Genomic DNA, 12,024 nt, shown 5'->3' with positions numbered 1-12,024 from the left:
GGGGTGCGTCGGCCGGATAGGGGTCTCCCCTGCTCGAGCGGAGCCGAGAGCTTGGGGAAGGGCACGGTCAAGCCCAGTTGAGGGGGTCTCGATGAGTGACAGCAACGCGGCGAACGGGTCCGGTGCCGGGGAGAGCGTCCCCGCCCGCGACCGCAAGCGGTTCCCGGACATCTCGTCCCGGGCGTACGAGCACCCCGCGGACCGCTCCGCGCTGGTCGCCCTGCGCAAGCTGAGCGGTTTCGACACGGTCTTCAAGGCGCTGAGCGGTCTGCTCCCGGAGCGCAGCCTGCGGCTGCTGTTCCTGTCCGACTCGGTGCGGGTGGGCCCGCGGCAGTTCGCCCACCTGCACACGATGCTGCTGGACGCCTGCTACGTCCTGGACCTGCCGAAGGTCCCCCCGATGTACGTCACCCAGGACCCGGTGCCGAACGCGATGTGCGTCGGGCTGGACGAGCCGGTCATCGTGCTGACGACGGGCCTGGTCGAGCTGCTGGACGAGGAGGAGATGCGGGCGGTCGTGGGCCACGAGGTGGGTCACGCGCTGTCGGGCCACGCGGTCTACCGCACGATCCTGCTGTTCCTGACGAACATGGCGCTGAAGGTGGCCTGGATCCCGCTGGGCGGGATGGCGGTGACGGCGATCGTGACGGCGCTGCGGGAGTGGTTCCGCAAGTCGGAGCTGTCGGCCGACCGGGCGGGCCTGCTGGTCGGGCAGGACGTGCGGGCGTCGCTGCGCGGCCTGATGAAGCTGGCGGGCGGCAACCACCTGCACGAGATGAACGTGGACGCGTTCCTGGCCCAGGCCGAGGAGTACGAGGCGGGCGGCGACCTGCGGGACTCCGTGCTGAAGATCCTGAACCTGCTGCCGCGCAGCCACCCGTTCGCGACGGTGCGGGCCGCGGAGCTCAAGCGCTGGGCGGAGAGCCGCGACTTCCAGCGGATCATGGACGGCCACTACCCGCGCCGCTCGGAGGACCGCGACGCCTCGGTGTCCGACTCCTTCCGCCAGTCGGCGAACCACTACGCCGACTCGGTGCGCTCCAGCAAGGATCCGCTGATGGGCCTGGTGCGGGACATCGCGGGCGGGGCGAACGACCTGGGCAGCAAGCTGCGGGACACCTTCACCGGGCGGACCGGCGGCGGCAGGCCGAAGGACGGGCCGGGCGAGGACGGCCCCAAGGAGGGCGGCCCCAAGGAGAGTTGAGCGGGTCAGCGGGACGGCGCGGGGCCCGGGGCCAGGACGCCGCACAGGGCGGTGGACTGGCGGCCCGTCGCGTACGGGTCGGTGTCGGGCTGGCGGCTGTTGTCGGCCGTCCTGCCGGCCGGCACCGGCTGCAGATAGGCCGCGTCGTCGGCCCCGCAGGACTCCGGCCCGGCCTCCACCGTGCTCTGCAGGACCTGGACGTGGTGGTCCTGGAGGTCGTCCCGGTCGAAGCGGAAGCGCATGACGCGGCGGACGGTGAACAGCGAGGAGTCGTCCGCCGACGCCCCGGCCGGGCGGACGGCGTAGACGAAGGTGTGGTCGGCGGAGACCTCCAGCACGGCGGGCGAGATCTCGGTGACGGAGAAGGCGCCCTCGGCCCGGACGGGCACGTCGTCGAGGACGGTCCGGGCGGGGTCGAAGCGCACCAGCCAGCCGGTGGCCGCGTGCTGCCCGTCGTCGGCGGGCCGCTCCAGGCTGCGGTCGTACTGGTCGAGCTGGTCGGGCGAGAGCAGCAGGCGGACGGACCGGTGGTCGCCGCCGGTGACCACGGACCGCTCGACGGCGGACTTCACCGTGTACTCCTTCGCCGTGGCGAGGGCGGTCATCACCAGCGCCTCGGAGAAGTTCTGGGTGCGCCGCACCGCGGGCAGCACGATCGCCTCCGGGCCCTGGCGGAACTGCGCGGCCGGGCTGTGCGCGAGCAGCCGGTCCGCGGTGCCGCCCGGGACCGCGCCGCGGGGTGCGAGCGGCACGACGGCCGTCCGCAGCGGCTCGGCCGACGGGGGCCGGGGCTCCTTGTACGGGTGGCGCAGCCCCATGTAGACGGCCGTGCCGAAGGCGAGCGCGATCAGCAGCACCAGGAGCAGGAGCTGCCGCGAGGCGCCGAGCCGCGCCCAGACGTGCCGGGTGCGGACGGCGGGCGCGTGGTCGTCCATGCGCTCGCGGGCCGAGAACTCCTGGAGGCGCGCAGCACGGACGAACGATTCGTCGAAGACGACCGACCGGTACTCTTCGTCACCGTTTCCCGGGGCACCCTCGGGCTGGCCCTCAGGCGGGTCTCCAGGCCCTTCCATACCTCAAGGGTAGGTCGGCGGGGCCCTCGGTAAACGCGCTGGTACGCGACAACTTGCGGTGAGTTCGCCGTCGCGCGCCCCGGCTCGCGCCGGGTGGCCGTCCCCGCCGCGAGCTGCGACGATCACCGAGAGTCACGGGTGATCGCGCGGTCAGCCGTGGCGCGGTACGGCCGAGGCCACCGGGGCCTGGGAGTCCGCGGAGACGCTGGGCCGGGCGGGGCCCGGCAGGGCGCCCTGCCGGGCCGGCGCCGGGGTGTCCACCCCGGTCGTGGCCGGCGGCGGGGCCGGCTCCCTGCGGTCCCCGGAGGAGGCGCCCCGGTAGACGGCCGCGAAGGCGAAGGCGACCACGCCGACGCCCATCAGCACGCACAGCGCCCAGGCCACCGGCCGCTGCCAGCGGGGCCGGCCCCGGTAGGGCCGGCGCCAGGTGCCGTACCTGCCGTACGGCCCGTAGGCGTCGTCCGGGTCGAGGTCGTCGGTGAGCGTGCACCACGGCCGCCCGCCCGCGCGGGGGCCGTCGCGGACGTCCCCGTACCCGTCGTCGTCGGCGAGTCCGGCGCCCGAGCGGGCCCTCGCGGCGCGCATCCGCTCGGCCGCGCTGGGCTCGTGCACGGCGGCGGACCGCACGAACTCCTCGTCGAAGACCACGGAGGCGAACTCGTCGTCCCCGTGGCGGTGGTGGCTGTCGGGCTCCTCGCCGTCCGGGAACGGCCTGCCCCCCACGTCGTCCGGCACGCGTCCAGCGTAGACCCGAAGCCCTCAATCCGCGCGGGCGGTACGGGAATTAGCCCCACCGCCCCCGGGCGGGACGCTAGCCGCGGATGTGCCCGTCGCCGGTGACGACGTACTTGGTGGAGGTCAGTTCCGGCAGGCCCATCGGGCCGCGCGCGTGCAGCTTCTGGGTGGAGATGCCGATCTCGGCGCCGAACCCGAACTGGCTGCCGTCGGTGAACCGCGTCGAGGCGTTGACGGCCACCGTCGTGGAGTCGACCAGCTGGGTGAAGCGGCGGGCCGCCTGCTGCGAGCCGGTGACGATCGCCTCCGTGTGTCCGGACGACCAGCGGCGGATGTGCCGGACGGCCTCGTCCAGCGAGTCCACCACCGCGGCGGCGATGTCGTAGGAGAGGTACTCGGTCTCCCAGTCCTCCTCCGTCGCGGGCACGACGGTGGCCCTGCCGCCGGCGGCCGCGGCCAGCACCCGCTCGTCGCCGTGCACCGTCACCCCGGCCTCGGCGAGGGCGTCCAGCGCGAGCGGCAGGAAGCGGTCCGCGATGTCGCGGTGCACCAGCAGGGTCTCGGCGGCGTTGCAGACGCTGGGGCGCTGCGCCTTGGAGTTGACGAGGATGCGCACGGCGGTGTCGAGGTCGGCGGCGGCGTCCACGTACACGTGGCAGTTGCCGGTGCCGGTCTCGATCACCGGGACGATGGACTCCTCGACGACGGTACGGATCAGCGAGGCGCCGCCGCGCGGGATCAGCACGTCCACCAGGCCGCGGGCGCGCATCAGCTCGCGCACGGACTCGCGGCTCTCGCCCGGCACCAGCTGCACGGCGTCCGCCGGCAGCCCGGCCCCCTCGACGGCGTCGCGCACCACGCGCACCAGGGCGGTGTTGGAGGCGTACGCCGACGACGAGCCGCGCAGCAGCACGGCGTTGCCTGACTTCAGGCAGAGCGCGGCGGCGTCCACCGTCACGTTGGGCCGGGCCTCGTAGACGATGCCGACGACGCCGAGCGGCACCCGCACCTGGCGCAGGTCGATGCCGTTGGGCAGCGTCGAGCCGCGCACCACCTCGCCGACGGGGTCGGGCAGGCCGGCCACGTCGCGCACGTCGGCGGCGATGGCCCGTACACGCTCGGGCGTCAGCGTCAGCCGGTCGACGATGCCCTCGGCGGTGCCCGCGGCCCGGGCCCTCGCCACGTCCTCGGCGTTGGCCGCGACGATTTCGTCGGTGCGGGCGCCGAGCGCGTCCGCGATGGCGAGCAGCGCCACGTCCTTGGCCGCGCGCGGCAGTGGCGCCAGCGCGGCGGCGGCCTCGCGGGCGCGGGCGGCCGCCTGGAGCACAGGGGACTCGGGGAAGGTGGGGGTATCGCTGCTCATGGGGATGCAGCTTAGTTCCCGTTCTCAGAACGGGTGGACCCCGACCGGCGTCGCCGGGAGCGGGCCGTGGCCCGCCGCCACCCGGTGGTGGTACGTCTCCCGGTCGATGACCTCCAGACCCACGATCTCCCACGGGGGCAGCCGTGCCGTCGAGCGGTGCTCGCCCCACAGCCGCAGCGCCACCGCCGCCGCGTCGTGCAGGTCGCGCGCCTCCTCCCAGTAGCGGATCTCGGCGTGGTCCTCGGCATAGCGGCTGGTCAGCAGGAAGGGATGGTCGTGGGCGAGCTGTTCCAGCGCGCGCCGCACCTCGCCCAGCGGGGCCGCGGCACCGCTGACGCTGAGCGTGATGTGCCACAGCCGGGAATCCGTGCGCTCCGCCCCGGCGTCCTCCCCCGTGGTGCCGCATGCCCCGACGCTCGTCAGGGCCGGGGCCCCTGGGCGCCCTCGTCTCACCGGCGGCCTCCTGGTGTCGTGCTGGTCCTCGCACTTAAAAGTTGAGCAGCCCGGGGAGGGGCGCGGGGCGGTTTTCCGGAAAGGTCCCGGGGAAAGGTTGGACTCGGCTGTGCGAACTGGACACGGTGCGGGCCCGTGGCCATGGAGTTTCTGCCCCTGTCCCGCCCTTTCACCGTTTCCCGCGCGCTCCGCGCGGGTGCGACGCGGCTTCGCCGCGTTCGTCCTCAAGCGCCGGACGGGCTGTTCTGCGGACAGCGCGCGCAGCGTGCTGCTGCGGAAACGGTGAAGGTGAAAGGGCGGGGCGGGGAGCCCCCTACAGGACGACGAGGTCGTCCCGGTGCACGACCTCCCGCTCGTACCCCGGCCCCAGCTCCCGTGCCAGATCCCGCGTCGAGCGGCCCAGCAGCTGCGGGATCTCCCCCGCGTCGTACGACACGAGCCCCCGCGCCACGGCCCGCCCCTCCGCGTCCCGCAGCTCGACCGGGTCGCCCGCGCTGAACTCGCCCTCGACGGCCGCGATCCCCGCCGGCAGCAGCGAGCCGGTGCCGCGCACCACGGCATGCACGGCACCGTCGTCCAGCGTCAGCGCCCCCCGCGGGGCCGAGGCGTGCGCGAGCCAGAGCAGCCGGTCGGCGGAGCGGCGGCCGGTGCGGTGGAAGAGGGTGCCCGTGGGACGGCCCAGCAGCGCGTCCGCGGCGCGGCTGGCCGAGGTCAGGACGACGGGAATGCCCGCGGCGGCCGCGATGCGGGCGGCCTCGACCTTGGTGACCATGCCGCCCGTGCCGACGCCGGCCTTGCCCGCGCTGCCGATGGAGACGTCCTCCAGGTCCGCGGGCCCGGTGACCTCCGCGATGCGGGAGGTGCCGGGGGTGCTGGGGTCGCCGTCGTAGAGGCCGTCCACGTCGGAGAGCAGGACGAGCAGGTCGGCGCGGACCAGGTGGGCCACCAGCGCGGCCAGCCGGTCGTTGTCGCCGAAGCGGATCTCGTCCGTGGCCACCGTGTCGTTCTCGTTGACGACCGGGACCGCGCCCATGGCCAGCAGCTGGTCCAGGGTGCGGCGGGCGTTGCGGTAGTGCGCGCGCCGGCTGGTGTCGTCCGTGGTCAGCAGCACCTGCCCGACCCGGCGGCCGTAGCGCGCGAAGGAGGCGGTGTACCGGGCGACCAGCAGCCCCTGGCCGACGCTGGCCGCGGCCTGCTGCCGGGCCAGGTCCTTCGGCCGCCCGTCGAGCCCCAGCGGGGCGAGGCCGGCGGCGATGGCACCGGAGGAGACGAGGACGATCTCCTTCGCCCCCTCCGGGCCCAGCACCCGGGCCAGCACGTCGACGAGCGCGTCAACCCGGTCCGCGTCCAGTCCCCCGCCCGCGGTGGTGAGAGAGGACGAGCCCACCTTGACCACGATCCGGCGCGCGCCGGTGACCTCCGGGCGGAGCCCGCCCGGCCCGTCCGCCGTCGCCAGGTCCGCCGCTTCGTCCGCCGTCGCTGCCCGCACCGTCTCCCGCACCTTCGTCCTCGCGTCGTTTCCCAGTCGTTTCCCTGCCCGGACCGGCAAATCTACCGTCTGGCGATTGTGGTCGTTCGACCCTATTTTGTGAGGGTTGCCATGACCGAAGATTGCTCCTGGCCCAGCGGCCGTCATACGGTCGGTTGCGTCCGTTGTCCCGACCGTTGTCCCATGACGTGTCCGCCACGGTCCTCCGACCCTCTCAGTCCTCCTGCCAGGAGCTAGCCCAGTGCCTGCCGGAACAGTCCCCCGCCGAGCCGTTCAGGCTGCGGCGCTGCTCGCGATGCTGGTGTCGTTCGTACTCCAGCTCGTGGGCGCGCTCACGCCGAACGCGCCGCTCCTGATCGCCACCTCGGCGGCGGGCCTCGCCCTCGACCTCTATCTGCAGCACCGAGACCCCGGTCTGCTCGCCCTGCTCGGCAAGGTCCGGTTCGACGTCATGGTGCGGCAGCTGCTGCGCGACATGGTGATCATGCTCGGACTGCTGCGCATGCACGGCGACGGCTCGCTGCGCGACTACGCGCCGGTGTTCGTCGGCGTCGTCCTCTTCTACGCGGCGCACCTCAGCTGCCAGGCGGTCGCCATCGTCGTCCGCCGCTCGCGCACGCTGCCGTTCGTCACGCGCAACATCGACACCACCGGGCTGCACCTGACCGCCGCGCCCCCGCGCCTGCTGGCCCGCCAGCACGGCCGCCGCCTGGTGCGCTTCGCGGTCCCCGCCTCGGCCGGCCTGCTGTTCACCGTGGGCAGCGGCAAGCCCGTCGGCGGCATGATCGGCGTGGGCGTCGCGCTGCTGCTCGCCCTCGGCGGCACCCTCTACCTGACCACCTGGCTGCGCCCCGCCAAGCGGGTCGCCACCGAGGAGCAGGCCATAGAGTGGCTCGACCAGTGGCTGGCCTCGTACCGGCCCACCGTCGGCATGTACTTCTCCGGCGGCACCAGCTCCGCGTACCAGGCGAACATGTGGCTCTCCACCCTCGCCGAGCTCGACGGCAACCCGCTGCTCGTGCTGCGCGAGCGCTTCATGGTGAAGAAGATCGACGCCACGGACATCCCGATCATCTGCTTCCCCAAGGTCGTCCACCTGATGGCGCTGGAGAAGTCCACCCTGAAGCTGCTGCTGCACCCGGCGAACTCGGGCAAGACCTCGCAGGTCCTGCGCATGCCGTCGATCAAGCACGCGTTCATCAACCACGGTGAGAGCGACAAGCTCTCCAGCTGCAACCCGTACTCCAAGGCGTACGACGAGATCTGGGTCGCCGGCCCGGCCGCGCGCGAGCGCTACCAGCTCGCCGACATCGGCGTCGACGACCGCGACGTCGTCGAGGTCGGCCGCCCGCAGCTGGCCCCGATCCAGCCGTACGCCGGCGCCCCGGCCCGGCCGTACACGACCGTCCTCTACGCCCCCACCTGGGAGGGCTGGGACGGCAACCCGGGCAACACCTCGGTCATGCTCGCCGGCGAGAACATCGTCCGCGAGCTGCTCGCCGACCCGGCCGTCCGGCTGCTGTACAAGCCGCACCCGATGACCGGCTCCGTCGACCCGCGCGCGGGCGAGGCGAACCGGCGCATCAAGGAGATGATCCGCGAGGCGAACGAGCAGCGCGACGGCTACCGGCCCGGCCCGGAGGCCGCGGCGGAAATGGAGCGCCTGGCCGTCGAGCTCCAGGAGCTCACCGCGAAGAAGTTCGCGCCCGGCGTGGACGAGACCGAGCGCATGCTGCTCCAGACCGCCCCCGAGCCGGGGCGCGCCGCGGCGGTCGCGGCCACGCTGACCGCCTGGGAGGCGGCCTACTGGGCCTCGCTGCCCGAGTGGGAGCACCAGATCGTCACCGGGCAGCGGCCCACGCTCTTCAGCTGCTTCAACCAGGCGGACGTGCTGATCAGCGACGTCTCCAGCGTCGTCTCGGACTACCTGATCAGCGAGAAGCCGTACGCGGTGGCCAACACCAGCGGGATGTCCGAGGAGGAGTTCCTCGCGAACTTCCCGACCGTCACGGCGGCGACGATCCTCGAGCCCGACGCGGTCGGCGTCCCGGCGATGCTCGCCGCGGTGCGCGACCCGCGCCTGGACCGGCTGGCCAAGGCCCGCGCGGAGCTGAAGGTCCAGCTGCTGGGCCCGTCGGACCCGCCGTCCCTGGTCCGCTTCAACCAGGCGGCCCTGGAGCTGTCCCGCGAGGCGGACGAGCGCGCGGCACGGGTCGCCGCGCGGACGGCGGCGTCGGAGGTGCCGCCCGTTCCCGGACAGCGGGAGGGCGTGGGCGCCCCGTCGACGGACGACGGCGCACCGCAGGCTCCCGGGGACCAGGGTGGATGGTTCACCCCGGCACAGGGGCGCTGAGCGCGTCCGGACGTGAATACGGGGAAGGCCCCGGGAGGTTCCACAACCTCCCGGGGCCTTCCCCGTGCTCAGCCAGCCCGTCCGGCGTTTGAGGACCGGGGGTGCCCCTCCGGGGAGCGCGCAGCGCGCTGCTGCGGAAACGGCGAAAGGGCGGGGCGGGGAGAAAACACCCCGCACCCGCCCCAGTGGCAACGCCTACGCGAAGGGGTCGAACCCCTCGTACTCCTGCTGCGCCTCGTCCCGCGCCGCCTGCTTGTCGCGGCGCCGCTGGGCCGCCGGGCGCGGCTCCTCCATGCGGTGGTCCTCGCCACGGCGACCGAGCATCTCCGCACCGGCGGCCATCGACGGCTCCCAGTCGAAGACGACCGCGTTCTCCTCCGGGCCGATCGCCACGCCGTCGCCCGACCGGGCACCGGCCTTGAGGAGCTCGTCCTCGACGCCGAGCCGGTTGAGGCGGTCCGCCAGGTAGCCGACGGCCTCGTCGTTGCTGAAGTCCGTCTGGCGCACCCAGCGCTCCGGCTTCTCGCCGCGCACCCGGTACATGCCGTCGTCCTCCAGCGTGACCGTGAAGCCCGCGTCGTCCACGGCCTTCGGCCGGATGACGATCCGCGTCGCCTCCTGCTTCGGCTTCGCGGCGCGCGCCTCGGCGACGATGCCGGCCAGCGCGAAGGACAGCTCCTTCAGCCCCTGCCGGGAGACCGCCGACACCTCGAAGACGCGCAGGCCGCGGGCCTCCAGGTCGGGGCGGATCATGTCGGCCAGGTCCTGGCCGTCGGGGATGTCGACCTTGTTGAGGACGACGATCCGCGGCCGGTTGTCCAGCCCGCCGTACTCCTTGAGCTCGGCCTCGATCACGTCGAGGTCGCTCAGCGGGTCGCGCTCCGACTCCAGCGTCGCCGTGTCCAGCACGTGCACCAGCACCGAGCAGCGCTCGACGTGCCGCAGGAACTCCAGGCCCAGGCCCTTGCCCTGGCTGGCGCCGGGGATCAGGCCGGGGACGTCGGCGATGGTGTAGACGGTCGAACCGGCCGTCACCACACCGAGGTTGGGGACGAGCGTGGTGAACGGGTAGTCGGCGATCTTCGGCTTCGCGGCGGAGAGCACGGAGATCAGCGAGGACTTGCCGGCGCTCGGGTAGCCGACGAGCGCCACGTCCGCGACGGTCTTCAGCTCCAGGACGATCTCCTGGACGTCCCCGGGCACGCCGAGCAGCGCGAAGCCGGGCGCCTTGCGGCGGGCCGAGGCCAGCGCGGCGTTGCCGAGGCCGCCGCGGCCGCCCTGGGCGGCGACGTATGTGGTGCCCTCGCCGACCAGGTCGGCGAGGACGTTGCCGCGCCGGTCGAGGATCACGGTGCCGTCCGGGACGGGCAGGACGAGGTCCGTGCCGTCCTTGCCGGAGCGGTTGCCGCCCTCGCCGGGCTTGCCGTTGGTGGCCTTGCGGTGCGGGCTGTGGTGGTAGTCCAGAAGCGTGGTGACCGACTGGTCGACGACCAGGATCACGTCACCGCCACGGCCACCGTTGCCGCCGTCCGGGCCGCCGAGCGGCTTGAACTTCTCACGGTGCACGGAGGCGCAGCCATGGCCTCCGTTACCCGCGGCGACGTGCAGTTCGACGCGGTCCACGAAGGTGGTCATAGCGGTCTGCCTCCAGATGCCTAAGGGGTGTGTCTTGTTGTAACGCAGCGAGGGCGGACCCGCTTCCCCACAGGGGAAGGGAGGTCCGCCCTCGCGCTGTACCGCTCTACGGGGCCTGGATCAGGTGATCAGGCGACCGGAACGATGTTGACGACCTTGCGGCCACGGTGGGTGCCGAACTGCACCGCACCGGCCTGCAGCGCGAACAGGGTGTCGTCGCCACCGCGGCCGACACCGGCGCCCGGGTGGAAGTGGGTGCCGCGCTGGCGGACCAGGATCTCACCGGCGTTGACGGTCTGACCGCCGAAGCGCTTCACGCCGAGCCGCTGAGCGTTGGAGTCGCGACCGTTCCGGGTGGACGATGCGCCCTTCTTGTGTGCCATCTCTCCTCAGTCCCTTACTTCGCAGCCGACGGGATGCCAGTGACCTTGATCGCCGTGTACTGCTGGCGGTGACCAATGCGCTTGCGGTAACCGGTCTTGTTCTTGTACTTCAGGATGTCGATCTTGGCACCCTTGTGGTGGTCCACGATCTCGGCCTGGACCTTGATGCCCGCCAGGACCCACGGGTCGCTGGTGACGGACTCGCCGTCGACGACGAGCAGCGTCGAGAGCTCGACCGCGTCGCCCACCTTGCCGTCGGAAATCTTGTCAACCTCGACGATGTCGCCGACAGCAACCTTGTGCTGGCGACCACCGCTACGCACGACTGCGTACACGCGGATCTCACTCTCTCGCTAGTAATGGACCTCTGATGCCAGCCGCTCGGACGGGCGGACCCGTGCTTCCGAGTGGACGAGCGGCCTCTCCCGGCTGACGCCGGAAGGGATGTGCTCAGGGGTGGGCGTACAGACGCCGACTGGCAAGGTTACGGGGCACGGCGCAAGGGGTCAAACCGGGCCGTTGCCGGGGCCGGATCAGCCCGTCCGGCGTTTGAGGACAGTGCCCGAGGGCGCTTCGGGGGGGCCGGGGGACGCTTCGGGGGGGCCGGGGGACGCTTCGGGGGGCCGGGGGCGGAGCTCCCGGAACGGGGGCCAGGGGCGGAGCCCCGGCAGGGGTGCAGGGGGCGCAACCCCCGCCCACCCCGCGCGGAGCGCGGTGCCGGGCCGAGGGGCGGAGCCCCGGAAGAAACGGTGAAAGGGCGGGGCCGGGGCACAAACCCCGACCCCGCCCCCTCAGCGGGACCGCCGGACGACGACTACTCGTCCGCGCCCGCCCCCGACTCGGCCGCGGCCGCCGCCTTCTTCGCGGCAGCCGTCGTCTTCTTCACCGCCGTCTTCTTCGTGGCGGCCTTCTTCGCCGTCGTCGCCTTCTTGGCAGTCGTCGTCTTCTTCGCCGCCGCCTTCTTCGCGGTGGTCGTCTTCTTCGCCGCTGCCTTCTTGGTCGTCGTGGCCTTCTTGGCGGCCGTCTTACGGGCCGTCTTCTTGGCCGGAGCGGCCTCCTCGGCCTCGGCCGCGGGAGCCTCCGGCACGGACGGCACGGACTCCGCCTCCGGAGCCGCGACGACGACCACAGCCGCCTCCTCGGCGCCCTCGGGCGACCCCGCCGGAGCGGACGCCTTGCGGGTCACCCGACGCCGCGGACGGGCGGCGGCGGGCGCCGCCGGAGCCTCGGCCTCGGGCGCGGCCTCGACGACCGGCTCGGGCTCGGCCACGGCCACGGGCACGGGCTCGGGCTCGGGCTCGGGCTCGGGCTCGGGCTCGGGCTCGGGCTCGGGCTC

At 73.3% G+C, this 12,024-nt stretch carries 11 protein-coding genes; 2 read left to right on the top strand and 9 right to left on the bottom strand.

Translation table 11 applies throughout. The features are described 5' to 3' along the window. Positions 1-91: 91 nt before the first annotated feature. Entirely contained in the window at positions 92-1,204 is a 1,113-nt protein-coding gene (locus I5Q34_RS02290; protein WP_199890360.1) for a M48 family metallopeptidase, read from the top strand. 5 nt (positions 1,205-1,209) lie between these two features. Here the strand turns inward: I5Q34_RS02290 and I5Q34_RS02285 are convergent, their stop codons facing one another. The 5 genes from I5Q34_RS02285 to proB form a co-directional block, all read right to left on the bottom strand. Next, positions 1,210-2,277: a hypothetical protein gene (locus tag I5Q34_RS02285; protein ID WP_199890359.1), complete on the bottom strand. Its 1,068-nt coding sequence runs from the start codon at positions 2,275-2,277 to the stop codon at positions 1,210-1,212. Between the two features lie 150 nt (positions 2,278-2,427). Then, positions 2,428-3,012, bottom strand: coding sequence for a hypothetical protein (locus tag I5Q34_RS02280; RefSeq protein WP_199890358.1), 585 nt, complete (start codon positions 3,010-3,012; stop codon positions 2,428-2,430). Positions 3,013-3,088: 76 nt separating this feature from the next. Next, positions 3,089-4,375: a glutamate-5-semialdehyde dehydrogenase gene (locus tag I5Q34_RS02275; protein WP_199890357.1), complete on the bottom strand. Its 1,287-nt coding sequence runs from the start codon at positions 4,373-4,375 to the stop codon at positions 3,089-3,091. A gap of 24 nt (positions 4,376-4,399) precedes the next feature. Continuing rightward, entirely contained in the window at positions 4,400-4,828 is a 429-nt protein-coding gene (locus I5Q34_RS02270) for a hypothetical protein (protein WP_199890356.1), read from the bottom strand. Between the two features lie 313 nt (positions 4,829-5,141). Further along, on the bottom strand, positions 5,142-6,284 hold the full coding sequence (gene proB / locus I5Q34_RS02265; protein ID WP_199890816.1) for a glutamate 5-kinase: 1,143 nt from the start codon (positions 6,282-6,284) through the stop codon (positions 5,142-5,144). 328 nt (positions 6,285-6,612) lie between these two features. Here proB and I5Q34_RS02260 point away from each other — a divergent pair, with 328 nt between their 5' ends. Then, a complete protein-coding gene (locus I5Q34_RS02260) occupies positions 6,613-8,670 on the top strand; it encodes a hypothetical protein (RefSeq protein WP_199890815.1) in 2,058 nt (685 codons plus the stop codon). 195 nt (positions 8,671-8,865) lie between these two features. Here I5Q34_RS02260 and obgE read toward each other — a convergent pair whose 3' ends face one another. From obgE to I5Q34_RS34305, 4 genes are all read right to left on the bottom strand, one after another. Next, on the bottom strand, positions 8,866-10,305 hold the full coding sequence (gene obgE, locus I5Q34_RS02255; protein ID WP_199890355.1) for a GTPase ObgE: 1,440 nt from the start codon (positions 10,303-10,305) through the stop codon (positions 8,866-8,868). Between the two features lie 128 nt (positions 10,306-10,433). After that, positions 10,434-10,688, bottom strand: a complete 255-nt coding sequence (rpmA, locus tag I5Q34_RS02250; RefSeq protein ID WP_049715810.1) for a 50S ribosomal protein L27 — start codon at positions 10,686-10,688, stop codon at positions 10,434-10,436. Between the two features lie 14 nt (positions 10,689-10,702). Continuing rightward, positions 10,703-11,023 carry a 50S ribosomal protein L21 gene (rplU, locus tag I5Q34_RS02245; protein WP_199890354.1) on the bottom strand — a complete coding sequence of 107 codons (321 nt, stop codon included), beginning with the start codon at positions 11,021-11,023 and terminating at the stop codon, positions 10,703-10,705. A gap of 479 nt (positions 11,024-11,502) precedes the next feature. After that, positions 11,503-12,024, bottom strand: a 522-nt coding sequence (locus I5Q34_RS34305; protein WP_234428242.1) for a hypothetical protein, incomplete at its 5' end; no start/stop codon positions are given.

Origin of the sequence: Streptomyces sp. AV19, assembly GCF_015999245.1 — a bacterium.
Taxonomy (GTDB): Bacteria; Actinomycetota; Actinomycetes; order Streptomycetales; family Streptomycetaceae; genus Streptomyces.
The sequence above is the reverse complement of the archived record's forward strand: the minus strand, read 5'-3'. Positions and strand labels throughout refer to the sequence as shown.